Genomic DNA, 25,846 nt, shown 5'->3' on the forward strand with positions numbered 1-25,846 from the left:
AATTCAACGACCAAAGACCTCGTTGGGCGTCCATGTGACACGTTCACCCTTCTTTCCTGACTTCATCATCAGGCATGAAGTTCCCAGTTTTTGGAAATAGACGATCTTCAATGGATACCAGCCCGCTTTGGGCACTTCTACTTCGGTGCGTTGATTGGCTTCACAGCCTTGAATGCTTGTTACGCGGCCAATCTGTTGGCCACCTACCCAAGCCTCGATCCCGTCATTCGACCACGTTTCCAACTCGTAAACCCCCGCCGAGTCGAACTTCATATACCCCGTCACCTCGGCAGCAACATTGTAAGCCTGGTCGAACGTCATGACGTCTTCGCCCTTGCTGGTGTCCCTGTAATCCAACCCCCGCAACGGCTTTCCGGGCTTCGCTTGAGACAGCAGACTTTTTGCCTCGCTCAGATCTCGGATCTTTTTGTGTTGGTTGCCTGTACCATAATACTTCACATTCAACCCTGCCTTTGGGCTGGGTTGTGGACTGGCGGGTTGCAGTTTCAGCGGGGCAGTCAAAGCAGCCCCGGCAACAAGCGACATGGCTACTGCGGTCGCCACTGTTCGAACAAGTTTCATCGGTATCTCCCTGTTTGCGTGCCATTATGGCTGGGCGTATCCCCTGGCAACGTCATTACCATGACACTAGGCTCTGAATTTTTTCCCTGCAAGAGAGTGAAACTTCACAATTTCGGCCGCTACGCCCTCAAGTCCTTGGGCGATCCCATAACAACGTAGGAGGTGATTGACGTGACATGTGGCAGCGTTCCCAGCACCTCGGTATGGAATGTTTTGTAGGACGGCAGGTTCGCACATTCGACCCGAAGCAGGTATTCGATTGTACCGGTGATATTGTGGCACTCGACCACTTCGGGGGCTTGTTGCAGGGCCCGTTCAAACCCCTCTTGCGCGGCCTTAGTGTGTTCACCCAGGCCAACACCGATATAGGCAACAAAACCCACGCCCATAGCGGCTGGATCCAAAACGGCGCGATAGCCGGTAATCACCCCTGCCTTTTCCAGCTCTTGCACGCGGCGCAAGCAGGCCGAGGGCGACAGACCGATCCGTTCGGCCAATTCCAGGTTACTGATGCGCCCGTCGCGTGTTAATTCTCGCAATATCTGGCGGTTTATCTGATCATCTTTCGTCATAAGTTGTGAATTTACCGGAAACACGCACAAATAAGCAATTTCATTTTCATGGTCACGGTCAATACTGCGCGCCATGACCTATGATATCCTGATGGCCCTGATCGTCTTTGCCTTCGTGACCTCGATCACACCAGGGCCCAACAACCTGATGCTGATGGCATCAGGTGCAAATTTCGGTTTTCGGCGCTCGATCCCGCATATGCTGGGCATTGGTTTGGGTTTCACGATCATGGTGCTGCTGGTCGGCGCAGGGTTGGTGCAGGTTTTTGACCGATACCCGGTCAGCTATACCGCGCTGAAAATCGTATCGGTGGCATATCTGCTGTATCTGGCGTGGAAGATCGCCCATGCCGCACCTGCCAAAAGATCCGAGGCGTCAGGCATCCCCATGACATTCCTGCAAGCGGCGGCCTTTCAATGGGTGAATCCCAAGGCCTGGGCCATGGCCCTGACCGCAACGACCGCCTATGCCCCTAACCAGACGTTGCACGCGATCTTGCTGGTGGCGCTTGTCTTTGGAGCGGTCAATCTGCCTTCGGTCAGCACCTGGACTGTCCTTGGACAGCAGATGGCGCGCGTGCTGACAAACCCGCGCCGGTTGGTTGCGTTCAACTGGACAATGGCCGCGCTGCTACTTGCCTCGCTCTATCCAGTGCTTTGGCCCCATTGAGCACAGTCCAATCGGATGCGGTCCGAATCTGGATACAGCCCACTCTGCACGGTCAGCACAATGACATGATCACAAACACTTAGGCTCAACGCTGCCTTACGTCCTGCCCCGTGATTTCAAACCGAGGATGCTAAAACAGGCGAAAAGAACGGCGGCCACGCAGACAATCGAAGGCCCTGCAGGGGTATCGAAAACGTAAGCCGCCCTTAATCCCGCAACGGCGGAGAACGCCCCGATCCCAGCGGCAATTAAGGCCATCGATTCCGGCGAGCGCGCCAGATTGCGCGCTGCGGCAGCCGGAATGATCAGCATCGCCGCGATCAGCAACACGCCTACAACCTTGATCGCTACCGCCACGGTAACAGCCAAGGATAAAGTCAGGATCAATTGCTCTCGCTTGGGATCAAAACCGCTGGCATAAGCCAGTTCCTCGTTCAGAGTGGCCGTCAACAGCTGTGACCAACGCCACGTGATCAGCGCAACGACCAGCGCGGCACCGCCCCAGATCACGAGCAGATCCGAGCGTGAGACCGCCAAAATATCCCCGAACAGATAGGCCATCAGATCAATGCGCACACCGGACAGGAACGAAACAGCGACCAATCCAAACGCCAAGGCAGAATGCGCCAGAACGCCCAACAGCGTATCCATCGCATAGCCGCGACCGGCCAACAGTGTCACGGTCAACGCCATGATCAGCGCCACGGCCAGCGCGCCGGTGAATATCGACATCTGAAAGGTCAGCGACAGTGCCACACCCAGGATCGCGGCATGTGCGGTCGCATCCCCAAAATACGCCATACGCCGCCACACGACGAAACACCCAAGGGGGGCGGCTGCAAAAGCCACGCCGACACCGGCGAGCGTTGCGCGGGTCATAAAATCATCAAGCATTATTCCGCCGCTTCCTTAGAGGAGTGATCATGATCGTGATTGTGGTCATGTTCGTGCCGGTACAGCGCCAGCGCGCCGCCCGTGCCTGTTCCGAACAACGCCCGGTATTCCGGCGCCGAAGCCACAACCGCAGGAGAGCCCTCGCAACAGACATGGCCATTGAGGCATATCACCCTGTCCGAGGCGCTCATGACCACGTGCAATTCGTGGCTGATCATTAGAATGGCGCATCCGGTTTCACGGCGCACCGCCTCAATCTGCTGATAGAAACTGGCTGACCCGCGTTGATCGAGCCCCTGGGTCGCCTCGTCCAGCAACAGAATGTCAGGCCGGTTGATCAACGCCCGCGCCAGCAGCACCCTTTGGAACTGTCCGCCGGACAACTGCGACATCTGGCGGTACAACAGATCCGGCACGCCCGCAGTTTCCAGCGCCGCAACACATTGCTTGCGCGACACGCGGTCGGTCAGGCGCATGAACCGTTCGACGGAAATGGGCAGCGTCGGGTCGACATGCAGCTTCTGCGGCACATATCCGATTTTCAGTCCTGGCTTCAGGGACACCTGCCCCGCAGACGGCCGGGTCGCACCTATGATGGCGCGCAGCAGGCTTGTCTTGCCCGATCCGTTGGGACCAACGATGGTGACAATCTCACCCGGTTCGACGGCCATGTCCACACGGCTCAGCACGGTATGCGCGCCATAGCGCACGCTAAGGTTCTCAACAGTAATCAAGGTCATCTTTATGCCTTTTCGGTGCAGTCGGGGCAGAGACCCTCGGCCTCTACAACTGTTCGTTCGATCTCGAAACCTGCCGCGCGCGCGGCAGCGCCCAGAGCACCTTTGGCCGGAGAGGATTGCGCCTCGGCCACGGCATCGCATTTTCTACAGATCATGAAGGCCGGAGAATGCGACTGGCCCGGGTGCGAGCAGGCAACAAACGCGTTCAACCGCTCGATCTTGTGAACAAACCCGTTCTGCACCAGAAATTCCAACGCGCGATAGGCAACGGGCGGCTGTGAACCAAATCCTTCGGCGCGCAACTGATCCAGAATTGCGTAAGCGCCAAGCGCCCGGTGTTCCTGCAGCAACATCTCAAGAACCTTGCGCCGCACTGGCGTCAGGCGCAGCCCTTCCGCGCTGCACTGGGCTTCGACAGAGGTCAGCGCCGTCTCGACGCAGGTCTGATGGTCATGTTCCTGAAACCCTACCGGAGCGGTGTCTTCCACCGACGCAGGGTGTGCATCACTTGTCATGTTATTTCATATCATGTATTGCCACTCGCAACGTTATAAAATCACACAGAGGGTCTGATGTCCAGAAAGCTTCTTCCATTGTCGATCACGGCTGCATTGATGGGCGGAACGGCCCTTGCGGACGCTCCGAATGTCGCGACTGACATTGGACCGGTCCATTCGTTGGTCACACGCGTCATGGACGGTGTCGGAACCCCGGACCTGATCATTGCTCCGGGTGCGTCGCCGCATGAATACAACCTGCGCCCGTCCGAGGCCGCAGCGTTGCAGAACGCTGATCTGGTGTTCTGGATGGGAAAGGACCTGACACCGTGGATGGAGAATGCAATCGAAACATTAGCCGAAGGTGCAGCCGTCATACCCCTGCTGGAAGCTGATGACACAGTGCTTCTTGAATTCCGTGAAAACGCAGTGTTCGAGGCACATGATCATGGGGACGAAGACGAACCTGACCATGAAGACAAAGATGACAAGGATCACGACCACGGCGACGATCACGCCAAAGAGGACGATCACGATCACGAGGAACACGCCGATCACGATCAGCATGACGACCATGATCACGAAGAACACGCGGACCATGATGGGCATGATGATCACGACGAAAATGACCATGATGAACACGCCCATGGCGACCATGGCGACCATGATCCACATGCCTGGCTGTCACCGGAAAATGCCGAAATCTGGCTGAATGTGATCGCGGCGCAGTTGTCCTCGGCTGACCCTGACAACGCAGGCGCCTATTTTGCCAATGCCGCAGCCGCGCGCGAGGAAATGGCCGCACTGTCTGCGGAAGTCGCCGAAACGCTGGACCCTGTGCGCGGCGGCAACTTCATCGTGTTTCACGACGCCTACCAATACTTTGAGGATGCCTTCGACTTCCCCGCCTCAGGCGCAATTTCGATCGCCGATGCATCCGATCCCAGCCCCGCGCGCATTGCCGAGATCCAAGCACGTATCCGCGACGAAGGCATCGATTGCGTTCTGACAGAGCCCCAGTTCAATCCCGGCATCGTCGAGAGCGTCATGGGGGGCGTGGAGGCAAAGACCGGTGTAATTGACCCGCTTGGGTCCGATCTGGAACCCGGCGCGGACCTCTATCCGAATCTCATTCGCAATCTTGCGAAGTCTCTGGCCGAGTGCCTCTGACCCAACTTTCCCAGCCCGATCATGAACACGTCATCGGTCGGGCTGAAGGCCAGCTTGGCGTAACATTTGCCAAGGAATTCGCGTCACTCCGCAATCCAGCCAGGACGTCGAAACGCTTGTAATCGAGAAGCATGAAACGCCACGCTCTCAAATTCAGCCTTGTTTTCAACCGCGCCTTATAATCACGGTCGCACCGGTCTGACCTCAGAAAAATCTGGCGCAATCATTATCATCTGCGAAAGCGTCGGCCTCGGCACCTCACTTGTCCCGGAAATCATCCGATGCGGGACGCTGGTTGCCGACGCGAGAGCCTGTTGCAAAGGGATACCCACTTGTTGCGACAGAACCTGCACTGCCTTGGTTAAGGACAAATCGGCCCCAGCCAGAGTGCCGTCTTCCAGGGTTAACCTGCCGTTCTCCCGATGGATCGGACGGCCTTCCAACCGAAACTCTGTCAACGAAGTGCCGGCAACCGCCATCGCGTCGCTTACAAGAAAAATCTGCCCTGGCCCGCGCTTGGCTGTCCAGGCGATCCGTATTGTCTCGGGATGAACGTGAATGCCGTCCGCGATTAACCCCGCCGACATCGATCCGCAGGAAAACGCCGCGCCGACCAGCCCAGGTTCGCGGCTGCCAAGTTGGCTCATCGCATTGAATAGATGCGTAACACAGCTTGCACCAGCATTTGCGTAAGCCATGCAAGTCTCGAAGGACGCGTCGGTATGCCCCAATGACACGATCACTCCGGCACGGCTCAACGCTTCGACTTGCTCCACAGTCGTGCTTTCCGGCGCAAGTGTGACCATCAAAGCGGGCAGATCTTTTGCCGCGTTGGTTATTGCGTCCAGATCAGATGGCTGCATCGGGCGGATCAGAGCCGCATCATGCGCCCCTTTGCGCCGTTCAGACAAATGCGGGCCTTCCAGGTGCAGACCTGCGATCCCGGAAACTCCGGACCGAACGGCCTCTACCGCCGCGTCGATTGCGGCTCGGGTTTTCTCGGCTGTATCCGTGATCAGGGTCGGCAGGATGCGAGTTGCACCCAGCCCGCGATGGGCGCCGGCGATCCTTGTCAGGGTTTCAACGGATGGATCGTCGTTGAACATCACACCACCACCGCCGTTGACCTGCAAATCGACATAGCCGGGGCTGAGAATGTTTCCCGACAAATCTTCGATCAGGTCCTCACCCGTCAACTGATCTTCGGGCACCAACGTGTCCATCACCCCGTTTCTGAAGTGCGCGGCGTATCCGTCGCGCAATTCAGTGCCATCAAAGATCGGGCCGCCTGCAAAGGTGATCGAAGCCTCGGTCATACCGTTTCCGTCACTTTCTTCAGATGACGCGGTGTGTCGGGGTCAACCCCGCGTTGCGTGGCAACTTTCTCTACCATTCCATAAAACGACGCGATTGTTGGTATGGGATCCGTCATCCAATGCGACGTCCGGACATGCGGCAGCACCGTTGCGTGTTTCACGCGGCTGGTTGTGGCAAATACATCGGCCCCTTTCGAGGCAAGCTCGTCTGCGACCTCGGCCAGATTGGCTTCGGCAGCGTCCCCGGATGCCAATGCAAGTACTGGAAAACCCTGATCAACAATGGAAACAGGACCGTGCAGAACCTCAGCCGACGAATAGCTTTCCGCGTGAATCTGGCAGGTCTCTTTGAATTTCAAAGCAGCTTCATTCGAGATTGCCAAAGTCATGCCCCGCCCCAAAGTAAACAGCGAGCGACCATCAACCGCATCCGCCACGGCGCTCCAGTCGCAGGCAATGGCTGCTGACAGGCTGTCCGGCAGACCATGGATTGCGCGCAACAAATGATCGTCCCGTTTCACCTGCGCGATCAGCCATAGCCCCGTAACCAAAGAGGTCACGAATGTCTTGGTCGCGGCCACGCTCAGTTCAGGGCCCGCATGAATTGGCAGCGTCGCCGTTGCGGCCTCAGCCAGGTCTGAGGCCGTGTTGTTCGTAATCGCAACTGAATAAGCGCCTCCGGACGTAATCGACTGCGTTAGTTTTACGATGTCCGGGCTTTGACCGGATTGCGAGACCGAGATGCAGATCGCGTCGTCGCAGCGCATGTCGACACCGTAGATAGATTTGACCGATGGCCCAACCGATGCCATCGGCAAACCAAGCAGCAACTCAGACGCGTACTTCAAGTAGCTGCAGGCGTGATCCGAAGACCCCCGCGCCACCGAGATCAGGAACCGCGGATCACGGGCCCGGATTTCGTCGGCGGTTTGCGTAATCAAATCTGCGCCCGCGGTTAGCAGGCGGTCGACGGCGTCGGGTATCTCGTTGATTTCCCGCCGCATTTGAGTGGTTTTGTCAGACATGTTCCCAGGCTTTCAGTTTGACAGGCGCAGCTCAGCCACAAAGTCGTAGGCATCGCCGCGATAGATTGACCGGGTCAATTCAGCGACTCGACCGCTTTCCAGATAAGACGTACGTTGAATGCGAAGCCCGGCTGTGCCCTCCGCAACATCGAGAAGCTCTGCCTCGGGTGCTTCAAGGTTGATGGCCGAGATTTTCTGGATCGCACGCACCGGTCTGAAGCCCGTTCGTTCAAGAACCGAATAAAGTGACCCCGTCACTTCGGTGGGGTTTGGCAGGATATCAAGCGGAAGAGCTGCCCTTTCCAACGCCATCGGTCGCCCTCCCGCCTCGCGCAGGCGGTGGATTCGTGCGACCTGTTCGTTGGCCGATAATCCTAAAGCCATCATTTCCTCTGGTGATGGTAGAAAAATCCCACGCTCCAGCCACGTTGAGGTCGTTTTGAGACCGCGCCGTTCCATGTCTTCGGTAAACGATGTCAAATGGGACAAGGACTGTTCGACTTTCGCCACGGGCTCCCGAACAAAGGAACCGGACCCCTGCCGTTGTTCGATTGCGCCCTTGCGCACCAGTTCCTGTATCGCCTTACGCACAGTCACGCGCGAAAGGTCTGTTAACTCGGCGATCTCTCTTTCGGGTGGCAATGAACTGTTGGGCGGAAGGATGCCATCTTCAATCCCTTGCTCAAGACGTTGACGAAGCTGCACGTAGCGCGGGCCTGAACTTTGCCCCAACCATCCTTCCGGCCGCAGGAAATCAACTACATTCATGTTCAATTTCCTTCTGATACGCACGCGCCAAGGCGAGTGCACCGGACAATGGATCGCCCGCAGGCTGGCTCAGAACAGACTGCATATCCAATGGCAGATACGGCGCGTAACAAGGGCCAATGCCGCCGGTCAAGCAAATCGGCGTCCCCTCGCCCCAACCCATTCTTTTCATCATCTCGACAAGATAGTCCGCACCATCTTCCAGGATAGAAATCGCCAGTTCATCGTTCTGATCGGAGAGCTCAGTTACCAAAGGGGCAAGCGCCCCAAACTCAGACGGGGTCATCTCAGAGGCTGCTCGTACAACTCCGGCAGCTCCGCCATATCGGGACAATAGACTTCGCGCCAATTGCGAAGGGCCAGTCACCCCATCCACATATTCCAACGCTCTGGACAGCGCGCACTTACCCACCCATTGCGCCGAAGCCTGATCGCCCAGAACCGACCCCCAGCCACCGACAAACCTCATCGATTCGCCCTTTTGCATCGCAACAAACGAACCCGTCCCACAATGGGCAACAAACCCGTCCTTGGCGCCCAACGCCCCCCGTAAGGACGCAGGCCGGTCATCTTCGATCTTCACATTCCGAAACGGCAAAGCTGCGGCAAGTTTTTTTGCAATAGCGTCACCCGTTATGCCGGCCAACCCCAGATACGAAGGCGCTTGCCCGAACTCAGCAAGAGAATAACCAGACTGCACTGAAAGAGCCTCCAGACCATGCCGCAATTCGATACAGGCGGCTTCAAAATCAGTGGACACGTTGGTCGCGCCAACCTCGATCTTGTGCGTCGCGCCCTCGCCACAGCGAACGGCAAGGCGGCAACGCGTTCCTCCCCCATCGGCAGCCAGAATCAGAGAACTTGATGATTGAGTCATGCAGATACCTTTATAATACCTTTTCACCTATTAGAAGTCCTAAATATGACCAAGCCATCGACATTATCGCCTAAATCGCCCAAAATACGGCCCGTAATAAAATGGTAGACTAATGGTATTCAAAAGGTATGATATCCGAGACTCTTGGGGGAGAATCACTTGAACACGCCAGCGACGGAACAACTGCATCAGGACGCAAACGGGCTTGATACCCGTCCACTGAAGGAAGTGGCCGATCTGCTGGCGCAATCGCAAGTGTCGGCGGCAAAGGCCGCACTTGACGCCCTTGGACCAATTTGCAGCGGAGCAACCGCCATGGCCGCCACCATCCGAGCGGGTGGCAAGCTTCGATATCTTGCAGCAGGATCTTCCGGACTCATGGCAGCATCAGATGCGCTTGAGCTCGGCGGTACGTTTTCAATCCCTTCCGAACAAATCCGTATTCACATGGCGGGCGGATTGCCAACCAAGGCAGAAATGCCCGGCGACGTAGAGGACGCGAGTGATGGGCTGCCGCATGAACTGGCAAACATGCAGGTCAATGATACGCTGATCGCTGTCTCAGCCAGCGGCACGACCCCCTATACGATTGCAGCCGCAGAATTGGCCCGCGACAGGGGAACGCCCGTTATCGGGATCGCGAATAACGCCGGGTCGCGCCTGTTGCAGTTAGCGGATCATGCCGTGTTGCTATCCACCCCTCCTGAGCTGATTTCGGGCTCGACCCGGATGGGGGCCGGCACTGCCCAGAAAATTGCGCTCAATATGCTGTCGACTCTGATGGCCGTGGAACTTGGCCACATTCAGGATGGCATGATGATCAATCTGCGTGCCGACAACGACAAGCTGCGCGCACGAGCCAACAGCATCGTGTGCCAACTGGCCGGCGTAACACCCGAGTCTGCCGAAACGGCTTTGCAGACGGCAAAAGGCAATCTCAAATGCGCAACGCTCGTCGCTGCGGGTGCCAAATCGGCAGAGGACGCACATACGCTGCTCAACGAAACCTGTGGTCATCTACGACCTGCTATGAAGCTACTGAAACAAAACAACAAAACTATCAACCTGGGAGAAAACCAATGAAACGCAAAGTTCTGAGCCTGGCTCTGATGAGCACAGCGCTGGTCACAAGCGCCTATGCGCAAGAAGCCACGTTGACAATCGAAAGCTGGCGCAACGACGACCTGACTCTTTGGCAGGACAAGATCATCCCGGCGTTCGAGGCAGCGAACCCAGGAATCAAGGTTGTCTTCTCACCCTCTGCCCCTGCTGAGTACAACGCGGTTCTAAACTCGAAACTTGAGGCCGGGTCGGCAGGCGACCTGATCACCTGCCGCCCGTTTGACGCTTCGCTAGCGCTTTATGAAGGCGGGCACCTTACGGATCTTTCCGACCTTGAGGCCATGGGCAATTTTTCGGATGTTGCGAAATCCGCGTGGCAGACTGATGACGCATCCGCCAGCTTCTGTGTGCCGATGGCGTCTGTGATCCATGGCTTCATCTACAACAAAGACGCATTCAACGAGTTGGGCATCGAAGTTCCGACCACCGAGGCCGAGTTCTTTGCCGCTTTGGACAAGATCAAGGAAGACGGCACATATATTCCTATGGCGATGGGCACCAACGACCAGTGGGAAGCCGCAACGATGGGCTACAACAATATCGGTCCTAACTATTGGAAAGGTGAGGAAGGCCGTCAGGCTCTGATCAAAGGCGAGCAGAAGCTGACCGACCCTCAATGGGTTGCACCCTATGCAACGCTGTCCAAATGGGCAGGTTATTTGGGTGACGGGTATGAGGCGCAGACTTATCCCGACAGCCAGAACCTGTTCACGCTTGGTCGCGCGGCGGTCTATCCGGCGGGCAGCTGGGAAATCGCTGGCTTCAATACACAGGCCGATTTTGAGATGGGCGCCTTCAAGCCTCCGGTCCAAAACGCAGGCGACACCTGCTATATCTCGGACCACACCGATATTGGCATCGGCCTGAACGCGGCCAGCGAAAACCAAGAGGCCGCGCGGACCTTCTTGTCCTGGGTTGCCAGCCCGGAATTCGCCAGCATCTTCGGGAACGCCGTTCCCGGCTTCTTCCCTTTGTCCAACACCCCGGTTGAGTTGGAAGATCCACTGGCCAAAGAAATCGTCGGTTGGCGGGATGAGTGTGAAAGCACGATCCGCTCGACTTATCAGATTCTATCGCGCGGCACGCCAAACTTGGAAAACGAAACTTGGGGAGCATCCGTTGCTGCCATCAAGGGAACTGAAACGCCCGAGGCTCTGGGCCAGCAGCTGCAAGACGGCCTGGCCACCTGGTATGCCCCTCATCAGTAAAGCCTGAGGCATTCACACCGGACGCGGCTCGCGTCGCGTCTGGCACCTTTTCCCCGGAGATTCCCATGCAGACCCGCCGCATACGCTGGCACATCGCCGTTTTCCTTGCCCCTGCGGTTCTGGTCTACACGGCGGTGATGATCTTCCCTTTGTTCAACACGCTCCGCCTCGCACTGTTCACCGAGGTCGATCAGGCGCGCGTTTATGTGGGATTAGAAAATTTTCGCACCCTGTTTTTCGACCCTATCTGGTCCGAACAGTTCTGGAACGCTTTGGGCAACAACTTCTGGTTCTTCCTGATCCACATGCTGGTACAGAACCCCATCGGCATCGCCCTGGCTGCGATCCTGTCGCATCCCCGCTTGCGGTTCGCAGCACTTTACCGGTCGGCGATTTTCATACCCACGATCCTGAGTTTTGTGATCGTCGGGTTTGCCTGGAAACTGATCTTGTCACCACTCTGGGGTATCGCACCCTCAATGCTGGATGCCATTGGTCTGAAATCACTGTTTGCGCCGTGGTTGGGTAAAGAAGAATATGCGCTTACTACACTGGCACTTGTTTCGGTTTGGCAATTCGTCGGCATCCCGATGATGTTGATCTATGCCGCCCTGCTGTCGATCCCCGAGGAAATCCTTGAGGCCGGAGAAATCGACGGGATCACCGGGGCTTCCGCCTTCTGGAAGATCAAACTGCCGCTGATCCTGCCGTCGATCGGCATCATCTCGATCCTGACATTCGTGGGTAATTTCAATGCGTTCGACCTGATTTACGTGTCTCAGGGGGCACTGGCAGGGCCGGATTTCTCGACCGACATCCTTGGCACGTTCATGTACCGCACCTTCTTTGGCTTCCAACTGCAACTGGGTGATCCACATATGGGATCCGCCATCGCAGGGGCCATGTTCGCGATCATCCTCGTGGGGGTCTGCATCTACCTCTTCGGCATCCAGACCCGGATGCGCCGGTATCAGTTGTGAGGGCACTGCAATGAACAAAGCACGCTCAAACCCGCTGAACACGGCGGCCATGCATGGGGCGCTGATCCTCTATACGTTGATCGCCCTGTTCCCGGTCTTCGTCATCATCATCAACAGTTTCAAAACCCGCCGCGCCATCTTTCGCGAGCCCCTCGCCCTGCCCGATGCCGAGAGCTTTTCGCTGATCGGCTACCAGACCGTGATGAAACAAGGGGACTTCTTCCTTTATTTCCAGAACTCGCTGATCGTCACTGTGGTGTCACTGACTTTCATACTGCTGTTCGGTGCGATGGCCGCCTTCGCGCTCAGCGAATACCGGTTCAAGGGCAACCTGCTGATGGGCCTCTATCTGGCGCTTGGGATCATGATCCCGATCCGCATCGGCACTGTCGCCATACTGGATTTGATGGTGGCCACGGGTCTGGTGAACACGCTTTGGGCCTTGATCTTTGTCTACACAGCACAGGGGCTGCCGCTGGCCGTCTTTATCCTGTCCGAGTTCATGCGACAGGTCTCGGACGACCTGAAGGATGCGGGTCGGATCGATGGGTTGTCGGAATACACAATCTTCTTCCGTCTGGTCCTGCCCCTTGTCCGCCCAGCCATGGCAACAGTTGCCGTGTTCAACATGATCCCCATCTGGAACGACCTCTGGTTCCCGTTGATCCTGGCACCTGCGGAAGAAACCAAAACCCTGACGCTGGGCAGCCAGGTTTTCATTGGCCAATTCGTGACCGACTGGAATGCGGTTCTGTCTGCGCTCAGCATGGCGATCTTGCCGGTGCTGGTGCTCTACGTCATCTTCTCGCGCCAACTGATCCGCGGCATCACTTCAGGAGCTGTCAAATGACCCGAGTTCTGATTGCCGGCCTTGGCAATATGGGCCTGAGCCACGCGCTGGCGCATCACCACCATCCAGACGCACAGATCGTGGGACTGGTGAACCGGTCCGGCCGTGTGGATCACCCCGAACTGTCAACCTATCCCGCCTATTCGGATTTTCAGGCTGCTCTGGCCGCGACACGGCCGGATCTCGTGATTGTCGCCACCTATTCCGACAGCCACGCCGATTATGCCTGCGCCGCGATGGAGGCAGGCGCGCATGTGTTCGTTGAAAAACCGCTGGCGACCACTGTGGCCGATGCCAAACGTGTTGTCGACAAAGCCGCCCGGACCAATCGCAAGTTGGTGATCGGCTACATCCTGCGCCATCACCCTTCTTGGATGCGCCTGATCTCGGAAGCCCGCGACCTTGGCGGACCTTATGTGTTCCGCCTGAACCTGAACCAGCAAAGCAGCGGGGCCGAGTGGGAAACGCATAAGGCGCTGATGCAGACCACCTCTCCTATCGTTGATTGCGGCGTGCATTACGTCGATGTGATGTGCCAGATCACCGACTCGGATCCGGTGCGCGTGCACGGCATGGGCCTGCGCCTGAGCGATGAGATCGCTGAAGACATGTATAACTACGGCCAGTTTCAGGTGGTTTTTGAGGATGGCTCGGTCGGCTGGTACGAGGCCGGTTGGGGGCCGATGATGTCTGAGACCGCGTTTTTCGTGAAAGACATCGTGTCCCCCAACGGGTCGGTTTCAATCACCGATGGCAACAAGGGCGCATCCGCAGATATCGACGGCCATACCAAGGTTGGCGGTCTCCTGGTCCACCGCCCTGAGGGCGACCAGATAATCGAGATGCCGGATGAGCCTGGCCATCAGGAACTCTGCGACGCCGAACAAGCCTATATGCTGCGCGCCATCGCCGAGGATATTGACCTGACCCGCCACATGAACGACGCCGTGCAATCGCTGGCCATCTGCCTGGCTGCGGATGAAAGCATCCGTACCGGTCAACCCATTTCGCTGAAAGAGGCTCGCACATGACTGCCCTGACGCTTACGAACGTGAACAAATCCTTCGGCCCCGTCGAGGTTCTGAATGATATCAATATCGAAGTGGACGAAGGTGAATTTGTCGTCTTCGTCGGCCCCTCGGGTTGTGGCAAGTCGACCCTTTTGCGCGTGATCGCGGGGCTTGAAGATGTGTCATCGGGCGAAGTGCGCATTGGTGGCGAACTGATGAACCTCATCCCGCCTTCCAAACGCGGCATCGCGATGGTGTTCCAGAGCTACGCGCTTTATCCGCACCTGAATGTGCGTAAGAACATGTCACTGGCGTTGAAACAGGAAGGTCAGAGCAAGCAGGTCATCGAAGAGCGCGTCGCCAAGGCCAGCAAGATGCTTAATCTGGAGCCTTACATCGACCGCTACCCTTCGGAATTGTCCGGCGGTCAGCGCCAACGTGTCGCCATCGGTCGCGCGATTGTTCGTGAACCCAAATTGTTCCTGTTCGACGAACCCCTGTCCAATCTGGACGCAGCTCTGCGTATGAACACGCGGCTAGAAATCGCGAATTTGCATCAGCAGCTTGATGCTTCAATGATTTATGTGACTCATGACCAAACCGAAGCAATGACGTTAGCTGACAAGATCGTCGTACTGCGCGACGGGCACGTTGAACAGGTCGGCACCCCGATGGAGCTGTACAACAATCCAGCCAATCAGTTTGTCGCAGGCTTCCTTGGCGCGCCATCGATGAATTTCTTCCCCGCCAGCCTGATCGGCGAAAGCACAGATGTTACGACGGGAATCCGCCCCGAGGATTTGTTTCTGTCCGATGACGGGCCTGTCGCTGCCGACGTCACCCATATCGAGCATCTGGGTGGCGATACCAATATTATCGCAAGGATGCAGGACCATCAGATCACTGCGCGACTGTTTGGCCAGCATCAGCTTGATGTGGGTCGAACTGTCCGGTTCGGGTTTTCGCTGGACCGGGTCTTTCGCTTTGACCCACAGGGCAAGCGCTTGGATACCTCTGAAACAGCATAATCTCAACATCCAGACCAACAGAACCATCGTTCAAGGATCATTCGAACTTTAGCGGCCGGTAGCACAGGAAAGTTGGGAGAGAACCCAAAGCGGTAAAGCAAGACATTTGCTTGTGCCTCAATCCCGCACGCGAATTAGGGCCAAACAGTTGATTGTCTGAGATTTTCTTAGTTAAATTCACAAAATGATATGCATAAATGATTTGACTGTTAAGATGGCTCTATGAATTCACTAACCAGAATAACCCGAGGGATAGGCGTTGCCTTAAAAGATGGCAGGGTAAAGGGCCTTCTTGCCTTCACAACCGGTATGATCTTATGGGCGTCGGTGTTTTACCACTATGTCGAAGGCTGGAGCTGGCTCGATTCCATCTACTTTTCTGTCGTGACCATTTCGACGGTGGGCTTCGGCGACTTTTCTCCTGAAACTGCGGCAGGGAAGGTCTTTACGATGGTGTATATCATTGTGGGCCTCGGCGTCTTCGTGACTGCGGCGACCACTGTGGCGGACACAATCCTGTCGCAGGAGGATGACAAAAAGCAAAAATAGGCCCCATAGAACAAAACCGGAAACGATTAGTGCGCAGACGGCCTTTGTCTGAGCGGTCTGAACCGCAGCCCGAATTCATGAGAGTCTTCAAGCTGCTACCTGTCTCCAAATTTTAAAAAAATATACATATTATGTTTTTTGAGTGTAATATTCAAAAAAACAATTAGCGGAGGGACGGAATGGAAAAGACTCAGGACGCCAAGATTGTCGACCTCGCAATACGATTGCTCTTTCTCGGATTATTCCTCTACAGCGCGCTGGTCATGATTGCTCCGCTTGCCAGCGTGGTCATCTGGGCCACGATACTCTGCGTCGCTCTCTATCCGGTTTTCGATTGGCTACAGTCCAGGCTGGGCGGGCGAAAGAAACTTGCCGCAACAATCCTGGTTTTGCTGGGTCTTGTTCTGACCCTAGGACCGGTGGCAACGGCGGTATCTGGCGCTGCAGAGCTTGGTTCAGGGTTTGCCGAACAGGCCGACAAGGGCGAGCTGAAAATCCCCCCGGCGCCCGAGGGTCTCAAGGAGTTACCGTTGGTAGGCAATAAAATTGCCGATGTTTGGGGAATGTTTGAACGGAATCTGGATGGGGCACTTGCCAAGTACGGAGCGCAGATCCTTGAGATTACCAAGTCCCTTTTCGGCAAGGTTCTGGGCATCGGAATTGGCCTTCTTGGCTTGGCCTTGTCCGTGTTGATCATGGGTGCCCTGTTCAGCCCCGGACCAAATCTGGTTCAAGGTTTGCAACGTTTTGCCAACCGTGTCTTTGCACCACGTGGCGGTGAGTTCGTTACGCTTGCAGGCGCTACGATCCGAAACGTGACAAAAGGAGTAATCGGTGTGGCGGCCATTCAGGCGGTCGTCGTTTGGATATTGTTAGTGCTGTTCGGGATCAACTCGGCCGCGACGCTGGCTTTTGTCTGCCTGATACTTTCGATTATCCAGATTGGCCCCGGTTTGGTTCTTCTGCCGGTGATCATCTACGCATGGAGTACCATGTCTGGCGGCGCCGCTTTGATCTTCACCATACTGGCCGTTCCCGTCACCATAATGGACAGTTTCCTGCGTCCGGTGTTCATCTCAAAAGGTCTTGAGACACCTATGCTTGTGATCCTCATCGGTGTTCTTGGGGGCATGATGGCCTATGGCCTGATCGGCATATTCATGGGGCCGGTTCTGTTCGCTGTTTTCTATGAGCTGTTCAAAGTCTGGATCGACGCCTCACCCGATGCCGAAGACGCCGCTGAAGGAGCGGCAAAATGAGAAAGACAATTTGGACAACGCTGGCCATCATTCTGGTCTTTCTTGTCTGGTACCTAGTTGCCGATCGGAAAACACCGTTCACTGGAAACGCCAGAGTGAAGGCCGTCGCGACCCAAATCGTCCCCCAGGTCACAGGGACAGTGACCGAAGTCCTTGTTGAAAACGGTCAGGTCGTCTCGGCAGGTGATGTACTGGTTCGAATTGATTCCAGGCCCTATGAGATTGAACGTGACAAGGCGGAAGCCGATCTTGAGGCGGCCACGCAGGAAGTGGGCGCATCCTCGGCAGAGGTGAGTGCAGCGCAGGCCAAACTGGCAAGGGCGCAAAGTGATCTCGACACAATGCGCATTCAATCCGAACGTGTGTTTGCACTTGAAAAGAAAGGGTTGATTGCCGTCTCAAAGGCCGATGACGCACGCGGAAAACTGGCGGAGTCGGAGGCGAATTTTGAGAATGCCAAGGCGGATTTGGAAAAAGCCAAGCAAAGGCTGGGTGATGACGGTATCGAAAACCCCAAAATCCAGCGCGCATTGGCCGCTTTGGCAGATGCAGAGCTGAACATTGAATGGACGGAACTGCGTGCTCCGGCGACGGGTGTCATATCCAATCTGTTGATCGCCCCCGGCACCTATGCCCGGTCTGGCCAAGACCTATTGACGTTTTTGGATGCAACGGACGTCTGGATTGAGGCGTACTTTACCGAGAACAACCTCGGCCGGGCTTCGGTAGGATCGCCAGTTGACGTCGTGCTGGACATGCATCCGGGCAAGATTGTTCCAGGCGTGATCGAGAGCTTCAGCGCAGCCGTCTCGCTAAGCGGTGGGGATGAACCGGGCCAGTTGGCAAGCCCGCCAAGCACCAAAGGCTTTCTGCGCGAACCAGAACGGTTTCCCGTGCGGATCGTACTGCCAGGGTACGAGGCGGGAAGCACCGAAGATGATCTTCGCTTCCAACTCAACGGGCAGGCCGATGTGATCATGTATCTGAGCGACAACTCGTTCCTGAACATGGTCGGTCGGACCTATATCCGTCTGGTTTCAATCTTGTCTTATGCGTACTGAGGACCGGAACTCTGTTATTCGACTTGCGCTGGGTGTGACCAGCGTCTTTGCCCTGGGCCTGTTATTAGGGTGGCCGCTTGCCGTGGTTGGGGCAGTATTCACTGCCCTGTTCCTTCAGGCACCCGCTGCATTGCCCTTGGCAGCATTCGCCAAGCTGTTCGTCTTTTCGATCGGATTGATGTTCGTTTCCTTCTTTTTGTCGTCGGTTTTTGCGCCATATCCCGTGGTGTTCCTCATATTGGTTGCCATAGGGATAATCCTGTCATTCACATGGTCGGTTTCAGGGGCAGGAGTTTTACCCGGTGTCATAGCCCTCATGGGTGCGTTGATGATTCCAAACCTTGTATTGCAGTCGCAGGATTTGGCATTGGTGCTTGTGTTCTGGATTCCTTTGAACCTGCTATTTGCAGGGTTCGTGTCGACGCTGATGTTTGTGGTGGTACCAGCCGAACCTCAGACTGCCGCTCAGAAGAAAGCCCAGGCGTCTTCTGAATTCGACCCCCATCGCCGGATCGTCAGAATGTCGCTCGTCACGGTTCCGTTTGCTATGGCGTTTTTCATCTCAGGCGCGTCAGCCCTGTTGGTTCTGTTCTTCGTCGCGCTTCTAAGCCAACAACTTGCTGCGATGCCGTCCATGGGCAAAACGGTCGCCAAGGCCATGCTAACGGCAAACCTACTGGGCGCGGCGGTGTCGATCCTTTGCTATGAAATAAACGTCGTCGCGCCAGTTATTTTAACACCCATTCTGTTGTGTTTGTTCTTCTGCTTCGCACTCGGAACGCTCGGGAAATCGCAAATCCCACTCGCTGCCGCAGCAGGCTCGGCGTTGACGACAATGCTGATTGTTTATGGCGGTTCGATTTCACCATTTTCGGATGAAGCCGACGTCAAAAGTATCACCCGTGTGTTGCAGGTCGCTGGTGCCGCTTTCTTCGTGATTGCCGCATATATCGTAGTGGATGAATTCTGGCCTGAGAAAAACCAACCCTTAACACAGTAAGCTTCATCGCAAGGCAGGATTTGCTGCTAAGCGGAAGTTTTCCATGTTGCCGAGGACACTTACCCTTACACGATTTGAGCCGCCGCATTGGGCGGCTATTGGGTTGATCTGGGAATGGTACCTTCTGATCACGCTATGTTTTCGTCCGTGTCCGTGAAATCCCAAAGCCCCGGCTGACCCACGTTTTTGGTGTCGAAACGCCCGAAGGCGCCGAGATGCGGTTAGCCGATCGCGCGTACACCATACCACTCTGGCCCACACCGGCAGAGTGATTTGCGGACACTGAGTGTTTACGTCAGAATCCGCTTATGCGCTCGATGAGCCAGTACATCGACACCGAACCGATGCCATAAGCGGTCAGCGCGGTCGCCCCTCGACCTGTCGGAAGAGCGATCATTCGCCAGATCCCCAAGAGAAGCGCCAGCGCGGCGATAAAGCTCAACTGACCGGCCTCGACGCCAAGGTTGAAGGCAAGCAAGGCCGCAGGAATATCGTCTGAAGGTAATCCAATTTCGGCCAAAGCCCCGGCAAAACCGAGACCATGCAAAAGCCCAAACCCGAAACAAACGATCCAGGGTTTTTGCTTTGAAAGCCGGAACCGGCCTTCTCCGCCTTTGACAATCTCCATCGCCAGAAAAACGATGGATAGTGCAATGACGGCCTCAACCGGCGGGCCGGGAACGTTCAAAACGCCAAAGGTTGCCAGCGCCAAGGTTATTGAATGCGCAAGTGTGAAAGCCGTTACAGCCCCTACCAATCTCCACGGATCACGGACCAGAATAAACAGCGCGAAGACAAACAGAAGGTGATCCCAGCCTTCCAGTATGTGCTCAAACCCCAACTGGAAATAGGCGATAAAAACGGACCACGTTGTCTGTTCAGAAGGTATGTTTTGAACGGTCGCGTCTGGGGTAAATAAAAGTGTGGTAGGATCAGCCTCTAGCGGGTGCAAACGTACCAATACATCGTTCTTTTGGGTCTCCAAGCCCTCAATCTCAATGGGTTGACCCGCGATATCCACGCGGCACTCTACGACCCAGGATGAAACCCATGCTCGGCTGTCGGAAACTGGATTAGGTCCGCGCGCCGGAGCGCAGCCATCCGGCAATACCGCATCGATCGCCATCGGTTGACCATTTACATCGGGTTTTCGCCAATGAACGCTCCATGTGCCCGGCCCGATTTGGCGAATTTCCAGATATCCCGGATCAAGCGCGTGCGCATTGGCGTTACCTCCGGGCCACGCGAACAGCAGCGCAAAAAGTAAGAAAATCAACACTCTCATTTGGCCGGGCCTGCAAGTTCGGGCACCATAATCTGATAGCTGTCGGCAAGAGATTCATATTGTGCCTGCGCCAGATCTTCGCTCATAACGCGCCGCCAATCCCGCAGTACGGCATCGTGAATATCTGCCAAAGGAGGCGTTTGACTGGGCTCAACTGCGTTCACACGAACAAGATGGACCCCGTAGCCCGACTGAACCGGCCCGACCCACCGACCTGTTTCAACCTCTGCGAAACGCGTGGAAAATCCAGCACCAAAGACCGAATCGATTACTTTGGTCGCGGTCAACGGCATCGAAGCGGGCAGCAGAGTGGAGCCTGCCACATCAAAGGGGTCTTGCTCTTCGCGCAACGCGGTCAGAGCCTTCTCAATTTCGACTTCGCTTGCCTCTTCACCCAAAAAGACCTGCGTGAACGCCACCTTTTCGGATGTTGCATAGCGTTCAGGGTTTTGTTGGAGAAAGGCTTCCAAGTCTTCGTCTTCCGGAACAACTGATGTCGCAATCGCTTCAGTCAGAAAATCCATCTTTTGGCTCAGTCGTGTCCTGATCAAGGTATCTCCTCGATCAAGACCAAGTTTTCTCGCCTCTCTGACCAAAACCTCTTCACGAATGGACGCATCGATCAAAGCTTTTAGCTCGGTATCGTTTGGCGGGCGTTTCCACCGTGCTTCGAACTGAATAGCCAACAGCGCGACATCATCTTCGTCGATTACTATCGTCTCGAGGTTTTCGACAACCTCGTCATCCGGCGCGACAATATGAAACCAAATAAAAATTGCCGCTCCAATCAAGAAGAAATGGAACAGAGGTTCTTTCAGTACTCGCATGAAGTCTCCTGCGTAAAACGTTCTCTGGTTCTACGTACAGATGCTGGCATTATCGGTTTGGGTTAGGCAAGAAAATGGACGCTTTGCGCGTTGCAGAAAAATTGCACAGCGGCCGAGGTAGCGGTCACTACCCCGGCCTGCAGCTTCGTGAAAACCCGGGTCACTCGGCTGGTGTGTACCAAATCGGTGACGAATACGCGCGTTCCTGATGTGTAAGAACCGCATCCTCGGGCAAGTCGATGCCATATCTCAGCTTGTCATACAGGATCCAACGCGGGGTTGGGATTTCCAGGGCGCGGACGTAGTAAAACGCGCGCGAATTTGGATCGAAGTCCGGGTCTGACCACACGGTTATCAGTTCGGCCGTTCCAATTGTGTTGGTCCAGCTAGCGGTGTCAATGTCCACGGTGTTTCCAACCGCGGGGACCTTGCCGTTTTGATCAACCTCACGGTTATCCGACCACGCGACGTCATAAACTTTCTCCTGCAAGGCACCTTCGGAATCGAGCCACCCCTTGATCACTTGCACACGATCCAGGTTGGCACCGACCGGATCGCGCAGAGCTGCGATCAGGAAGCCGGGCGCACCGTCACCCTCGCGTGGGCGCAGGTCCGAGCCCATTGGAACACCTTTGGTATAGCCTACATTGGCAAGGAAGCGGGTTTCCATGTCCGAGTCATTGAAATCCCACCCGCCAAAGAACCGCAGACCGATCCTTGGTCCGGTCGTTGCATAAGTTTCGCGGCGCTTGAACGCTTCAAAGATCGCGGCGCGCGTATTCTCGGTAGCCCAGACAGCCGTGTATCCAGACGCGACAAGGAGGTCGCCGGGAATTTCGCCAAGTTCATTTGCAATGAAAGGATGCTCGATCCGTGAAGCCGAAGGTTCGACGCTAACGGACTTTCCAAAGAAGTTGTCTTCCTCGGCAGTGGCCAAAGACGTATGGCTGTCCGTCGCGCCGCCCATACCGAACTTATAGGGGTTCACGCCAAACTTTTCTTCCAGCATCAATCCGCGTTTCAGCGCCTCGCGGGCGTATTCGCCAGCCAGCATGTCATCGGTCTTCAACTCGGTGATATCAAGATTGCCGACGTCCCAGTTTTCGTAATCCGCAAATTCGTCATCAGGACTCAGGAATGGGTGCGCTTCGCCGTCGCCCTTGATCTGCGTGACCTCATAGTGGGGCTCCCACTTCGCGCGGGCCGCCACGTATTCCTCGTCAACTTTGCCGCCGTGATACGTGTCTTCGGTAGGGAACATCCATCCATTCGACAAGTTGCCGTTATGGGCAAAGGCAACGGCGCGTCCCCCTGTTTTCTCCTGATACTCTTCAAGCCAAGCATAAAGCGATTTTGGGTCTGTACTGCCGTAGGGAGGTTGGGTGACCGGAGGAACCATCTGCAAGGCCCGGATCGGCCCGTCACGCAGCATGACATTCCGGTGCAGGTTAAAACCCTTGGGGACCGAGGTCCACTCGAACCCGATGAACGCTGTAAAGTTACCCGGATCATTGTGCCTCTCGGCTGCCTGAACGATGTGCTCCCAAGTGAAGGCAAAAGCGTCGGCACCGGGGCTGTAAGACTCAAGAAGAATTTCCGGCAGGGTCATTTGCGAGAAGTTGGTGATGATATCAAAGGCGGTTTTTCCCGCCTCCTCGCCGCCCGCTTTGTATCCTTCGTACCATTCCAAACCTTTGGGATCAGAAATCACACCGGGCTTGCCGGCCTGTAGATCCGGGGCAAACCCCATCAGGTCAGTATGATCGGTAAGAACCATCCAATCCAATGGTCGGGCCAGCCTTACGGCTTGACCGGTGGACGAAATGACCTGTTCACCTTTTGCGAACCGCCACGCTTCATCTGGCAGCAAAGTATTCCCAAACGCACCCGCGTCCAACGACAGCCCGGTGTGCAAGTGTGTGTCGCCCCAAAGTGGACGTTCCGGGAAGGTGCGCTGCGCGTAGGGGGAATACGGTTGATCGGAAAACAAACCTTCAGCTGCCTGTTGGCTCGGAACGGCGTCGGCCAGACCGTTTGTTGGTGCCAGTAGCAGCGATAGAATACAGACAGAAATTCGATTCATAGTGCCCCTCAAATGCAAAATTTTATCGCGAAATCGCGGAGACTTTAGCGGATCTTTTATATTCGATTTTGTTTATATCACACCTGACCTGCCCGTGTTAATTGATTTGTTCGCCCTGTCTTTTTCAGTGCCAACCATCAAAGGTTGCAAGATGTAGATCGCAGGCTGCTGAGAAGCCTCAGAGCCGGAAACAAGCATTTCGTTGCGGGCTTGGTTTGGCCAGCAGAAGGATTGGACAATCAAAGTTCTCAATAGTTACCGGAAATTCCAAAACCACTCTACTCAGACGGTAAATCAGTTCCCAAAACGATGCTGATCATAAACTGAGTTGCAGGGTCTGTTTCTTCCAAAGCGGCCAAAGCCTCAAACTGTTGGTGCAGAGCCGTTTGGCCCCAACCTCGTGTTCCAGCAGCGATTTGGATGGCTAAATCACTGTTTTTCTGAAGCGCCTCAGACAATGTTTGTACAGCTTTTGGCCTTAACGTCGGCTGCGTTGAACCGGCCTCGGTTATAGCCCGGATCAGTGATTTCCTGTCTTCTGACGTCATTTTCGGATCTTGAAGTGCGACACCAATTGCGCTGATCGCAGTTTCTTTATCTGCTTCTATGCCGGCAATTGCCCACTCGTAGTTATTGAAACCGCCTGACTTCAAGGAATTAGTGAAGCGAGAGCGCACAATTGAGCGCGCTTGTGGATCAGTTTGTAACCCGAGCAACCGAATTGCGGCCGACCTGTATGCGAAGCGCTTCAAGTCATTCAGCTCATCCAAAATTTGGCTCGTAGAAGATTTGCCGCCTATCGGACGCACAAGTGCATACGGCGCGTGACCGATTTCGACCAGGGCCATGTTATGCAGTGATTGATCCGGGTGCCACAAATACTCAGCAAAGAACAAAACCCGCTCGGGGCTGTCCGTTTCTCCATAGGCCCACAGTCGGCCGGTGGTTTGAAGCCTATCCAGAAACTCGCGTCTTTCCGGGTTCATGATGAATATACGTCGCCAGCGTCTTGAAAACCCACGCCCAGCGCTGTCCTTGTAGGTCGGTCCATAGGTCAGCAGGACGGCTCGCGTTGTATCCGATCGAAATGCCCTGCGCGTAACGCTATCAATCAAGAAAGGAATCTCAGGTACGGCATTGAGCCGTTCGCTACCCCCTTTGAGAATCTTTTTCGCCTTATATCTGAATGGGTTCTCTGATGCCGGGCCAGCCAATACGATGACATCCGCGGACAGTATGTGATCCGCAATGGATGCATCCGGCAGTTCAGTACAAACCACACAGGCGTACGAAGCACGGGGTGTCATTAGCCCGAGTATGCATAGTACAACTGCAAAAAATCTCTTCATTTTCGACCAATCACACATGACTGTCACAAGTGGGAAACGTCACCGACTTTCGAATGATATCACAAAAACTGAATGTGGAATATCGTTGGTGTCTTCAGCGTTTCATGTCAATCGCTGGACTTTGTTAACCCAATGGATTGCTTTTCGCGGCCATGTCTCTCTGCAACAGAGACGTTAACAACCGAGCAAAGATTTCGGTTAAAAGGTATCCTTAGAAAGCCACGCTTTGATATCTTTCTTCCGAGCGCCTCTGTATTCAGCGTTTTTGAGATGCTCTTTCGAGATGTCACCTTTTTTCAGAACCTTCAGGCTCCTTTTTTCTTCTAGATCTAAACGCAGGCGATCTTGTGATCTTCATCAGATTCAGCACCTATAATTACACCCTGCATTTGGTACCTATTGTATTTTGATGAGTTCCCACTTGAGTCATCAAAAAAAGTAAACGAGAGGTGTTGGCGATGTCGACAAGAATTACTGCCGTAGCTCGGAGCGCCGTCATCGCCTTTCGATAACAGATCCACGGCGGTCTGCCGCGCGTTTGCTCGTTGCAAAACGCCTACAATATCCTTGCGCTGTCACATCACCGTTCTCTGAAACTCTTTCAGACTAAGCACAGCAGCACTGTGAAGTCGCAAGGAGGTTTAGTACGATACTTGGCACTCTGTTCCGTCGCACATTTTTAAGACATGCGGATGTTTTAGAAAAGTCATGTGTCCACTCAAGATATGTTGGGAGTGGATACCTTGTAGTAGATCGCCGCTTGAGTTGCCCGCTGCACCATGATGTCATACTCGATGTCAGTGTGCTATTGAGAACGAGCCGGGATTTCACCGGTATCGTTGAAGTCTGAGCCAGTAGGCATAACGGTCATGGTCGCACGAACTATCAAAGAAAATGCGAGAGCAGTAAAACCAAGCAGAGTCTTCATTGATTTAGTCCTCATAGTTTTTTTAACGGATGATCAATGCAGAGTCGTGGTTATGACAATTAATAGCATGACAATGCTAACGACCTACATCGCCCAATTTCTCGCAGGACGAAGGTCATTAGGCTCAGGACTCATAGCCAATAGATGACGAGTGCGGCGAGTGCGATGGCTGACAGGAAGACTTTCGGGCATCTAT

The 25,846-nt window shown here is 55.2% G+C and carries 25 protein-coding genes; 12 read left to right on the forward strand and 13 right to left on the reverse strand.

Annotation, left to right across the window (positions count from 1 at the left end; translation table 11 throughout):
* Positions 1-3 precede the first annotated feature (3 nt).
* Entirely contained in the window at positions 4-582 is a 579-nt protein-coding gene (locus AC2FLD_RS17120; RefSeq protein ID WP_496670858.1) for a PA14 domain-containing protein, read from the reverse strand.
* A 119-nt stretch (positions 583-701) separates the two neighbouring features.
* Positions 702-1,154: an Lrp/AsnC family transcriptional regulator gene (locus AC2FLD_RS17125; protein ID WP_496670855.1), complete on the reverse strand. Its 453-nt coding sequence runs from the start codon at positions 1,152-1,154 to the stop codon at positions 702-704.
* A 73-nt stretch (positions 1,155-1,227) separates the two neighbouring features.
* On the opposite strand from AC2FLD_RS17125, the gene AC2FLD_RS17130 reads away from it, so the two are divergent.
* Complete coding sequence (locus AC2FLD_RS17130; protein WP_050605306.1) at positions 1,228-1,824, forward strand: LysE family translocator; 597 nt, start codon at positions 1,228-1,230, stop codon at positions 1,822-1,824.
* 96 nt (positions 1,825-1,920) lie between these two features.
* Here AC2FLD_RS17130 and AC2FLD_RS17135 read toward each other — a convergent pair whose 3' ends face one another.
* Genes AC2FLD_RS17135 through AC2FLD_RS17145 form a run of 3 tightly spaced genes read right to left on the reverse strand, consistent with a single transcriptional unit; the run spans position 1,921 to position 3,973 of the window.
* Entirely contained in the window at positions 1,921-2,718 is a 798-nt protein-coding gene (locus AC2FLD_RS17135; protein WP_050605307.1) for an iron chelate uptake ABC transporter family permease subunit, read from the reverse strand.
* Positions 2,718-3,458: a metal ABC transporter ATP-binding protein gene (locus tag AC2FLD_RS17140; RefSeq protein ID WP_496670852.1), complete on the reverse strand. Its 741-nt coding sequence runs from the start codon at positions 3,456-3,458 to the stop codon at positions 2,718-2,720. Before AC2FLD_RS17140 ends, AC2FLD_RS17135 begins: the two co-directional genes overlap by 1 nt.
* Before the next feature lie 2 nt (positions 3,459-3,460).
* Entirely contained in the window at positions 3,461-3,973 is a 513-nt protein-coding gene (locus tag AC2FLD_RS17145; protein WP_496670849.1) for a Fur family transcriptional regulator, read from the reverse strand.
* A gap of 57 nt (positions 3,974-4,030) precedes the next feature.
* Here AC2FLD_RS17145 and AC2FLD_RS17150 point away from each other — a divergent pair, with 57 nt between their 5' ends.
* The gene (locus AC2FLD_RS17150; protein WP_496670842.1) at positions 4,031-5,125 is read left to right on the forward strand and encodes a zinc ABC transporter substrate-binding protein; all 1,095 of its coding nucleotides are present in this window, start codon (positions 4,031-4,033) and stop codon (positions 5,123-5,125) included.
* A 182-nt stretch (positions 5,126-5,307) separates the two neighbouring features.
* On the opposite strand, the gene nagA is transcribed toward AC2FLD_RS17150, so the two are convergent.
* From nagA to AC2FLD_RS17170, 4 genes are read right to left on the reverse strand one after another with little or no spacing between them, the layout of a single operon-like run.
* Positions 5,308-6,441, reverse strand: coding sequence for an N-acetylglucosamine-6-phosphate deacetylase (nagA, locus tag AC2FLD_RS17155; protein WP_496670835.1), 1,134 nt, complete (start codon positions 6,439-6,441; stop codon positions 5,308-5,310).
* Positions 6,438-7,466, reverse strand: a complete 1,029-nt coding sequence (locus AC2FLD_RS17160; RefSeq protein WP_496670830.1) for an SIS domain-containing protein — start codon at positions 7,464-7,466, stop codon at positions 6,438-6,440. The genes nagA and AC2FLD_RS17160 overlap by 4 nt, the downstream gene beginning before the upstream one ends.
* A gap of 12 nt (positions 7,467-7,478) precedes the next feature.
* The gene (locus AC2FLD_RS17165) at positions 7,479-8,234 is read right to left on the reverse strand and encodes a GntR family transcriptional regulator (protein WP_496670825.1); all 756 of its coding nucleotides are present in this window, start codon (positions 8,232-8,234) and stop codon (positions 7,479-7,481) included.
* Positions 8,221-9,111, reverse strand: coding sequence for a glucosamine kinase nucleotide-binding domain-containing protein (locus tag AC2FLD_RS17170; RefSeq protein WP_496670818.1), 891 nt, complete (start codon positions 9,109-9,111; stop codon positions 8,221-8,223). Before AC2FLD_RS17170 ends, AC2FLD_RS17165 begins: the two co-directional genes overlap by 14 nt.
* 159 nt (positions 9,112-9,270) lie before the next feature.
* On the opposite strand from AC2FLD_RS17170, the gene AC2FLD_RS17175 reads away from it, so the two are divergent.
* The 10 genes from AC2FLD_RS17175 (at position 9,271) to AC2FLD_RS17220 (ending at position 19,178) form a co-directional block, all read left to right on the forward strand.
* A complete protein-coding gene (locus tag AC2FLD_RS17175; RefSeq protein ID WP_496670815.1) occupies positions 9,271-10,194 on the forward strand; it encodes an N-acetylmuramic acid 6-phosphate etherase in 924 nt (307 codons plus the stop codon).
* A complete protein-coding gene (locus tag AC2FLD_RS17180; RefSeq protein WP_496670812.1) occupies positions 10,191-11,441 on the forward strand; it encodes an ABC transporter substrate-binding protein in 1,251 nt (416 codons plus the stop codon). The genes AC2FLD_RS17175 and AC2FLD_RS17180 overlap by 4 nt, the downstream gene beginning before the upstream one ends.
* A gap of 65 nt (positions 11,442-11,506) precedes the next feature.
* The gene (locus AC2FLD_RS17185; RefSeq protein ID WP_050605317.1) at positions 11,507-12,421 is read left to right on the forward strand and encodes a carbohydrate ABC transporter permease; all 915 of its coding nucleotides are present in this window, start codon (positions 11,507-11,509) and stop codon (positions 12,419-12,421) included.
* Between the two features lie 10 nt (positions 12,422-12,431).
* Positions 12,432-13,271, forward strand: coding sequence for a carbohydrate ABC transporter permease (locus tag AC2FLD_RS17190; protein WP_050605318.1), 840 nt, complete (start codon positions 12,432-12,434; stop codon positions 13,269-13,271).
* Positions 13,268-14,302 (forward strand): Gfo/Idh/MocA family protein, encoded by a 1,035-nt coding sequence (locus tag AC2FLD_RS17195; RefSeq protein ID WP_496670808.1) that lies wholly within the window; start codon positions 13,268-13,270, stop codon positions 14,300-14,302. Before AC2FLD_RS17190 ends, AC2FLD_RS17195 begins: the two co-directional genes overlap by 4 nt.
* A complete protein-coding gene (locus AC2FLD_RS17200; protein WP_496670805.1) occupies positions 14,299-15,309 on the forward strand; it encodes an ABC transporter ATP-binding protein in 1,011 nt (336 codons plus the stop codon). Before AC2FLD_RS17195 ends, AC2FLD_RS17200 begins: the two co-directional genes overlap by 4 nt.
* 222 nt (positions 15,310-15,531) lie before the next feature.
* Positions 15,532-15,858: a potassium channel family protein gene (locus tag AC2FLD_RS17205; RefSeq protein ID WP_496670799.1), complete on the forward strand. Its 327-nt coding sequence runs from the start codon at positions 15,532-15,534 to the stop codon at positions 15,856-15,858.
* 179 nt (positions 15,859-16,037) lie between these two features.
* The gene (locus AC2FLD_RS17210) at positions 16,038-17,117 is read left to right on the forward strand and encodes an AI-2E family transporter (protein ID WP_496670794.1); all 1,080 of its coding nucleotides are present in this window, start codon (positions 16,038-16,040) and stop codon (positions 17,115-17,117) included.
* Complete coding sequence (locus AC2FLD_RS17215; RefSeq protein WP_050605322.1) at positions 17,114-18,178, forward strand: HlyD family secretion protein; 1,065 nt, start codon at positions 17,114-17,116, stop codon at positions 18,176-18,178. The genes AC2FLD_RS17210 and AC2FLD_RS17215 overlap by 4 nt, the downstream gene beginning before the upstream one ends.
* The gene (locus AC2FLD_RS17220; protein WP_496670788.1) at positions 18,168-19,178 is read left to right on the forward strand and encodes a DUF2955 domain-containing protein; all 1,011 of its coding nucleotides are present in this window, start codon (positions 18,168-18,170) and stop codon (positions 19,176-19,178) included. Before AC2FLD_RS17215 ends, AC2FLD_RS17220 begins: the two co-directional genes overlap by 11 nt.
* Positions 19,179-19,473: 295 nt before the next feature.
* On the opposite strand, the gene AC2FLD_RS17225 is transcribed toward AC2FLD_RS17220, so the two are convergent.
* The 4 genes from AC2FLD_RS17225 to AC2FLD_RS17240 form a co-directional block, all read right to left on the reverse strand.
* Positions 19,474-20,463 carry a HupE/UreJ family protein gene (locus AC2FLD_RS17225; protein ID WP_496670785.1) on the reverse strand — a complete coding sequence of 330 codons (990 nt, stop codon included), beginning with the start codon at positions 20,461-20,463 and terminating at the stop codon, positions 19,474-19,476.
* Positions 20,460-21,290 carry a peptidylprolyl isomerase gene (locus tag AC2FLD_RS17230; protein ID WP_496670777.1) on the reverse strand — a complete coding sequence of 277 codons (831 nt, stop codon included), beginning with the start codon at positions 21,288-21,290 and terminating at the stop codon, positions 20,460-20,462. Before AC2FLD_RS17230 ends, AC2FLD_RS17225 begins: the two co-directional genes overlap by 4 nt.
* A 160-nt stretch (positions 21,291-21,450) precedes the next feature.
* A complete protein-coding gene (locus tag AC2FLD_RS17235; RefSeq protein WP_496670773.1) occupies positions 21,451-23,373 on the reverse strand; it encodes a DUF3604 domain-containing protein in 1,923 nt (640 codons plus the stop codon).
* A 278-nt stretch (positions 23,374-23,651) separates the two neighbouring features.
* Positions 23,652-24,587 (reverse strand): hypothetical protein, encoded by a 936-nt coding sequence (locus AC2FLD_RS17240; protein ID WP_496670770.1) that lies wholly within the window; start codon positions 24,585-24,587, stop codon positions 23,652-23,654.
* Positions 24,588-25,846: the final 1,259 nt, after the last annotated feature.

The organism is Ruegeria sp. CDSA021, from assembly GCF_059612325.1.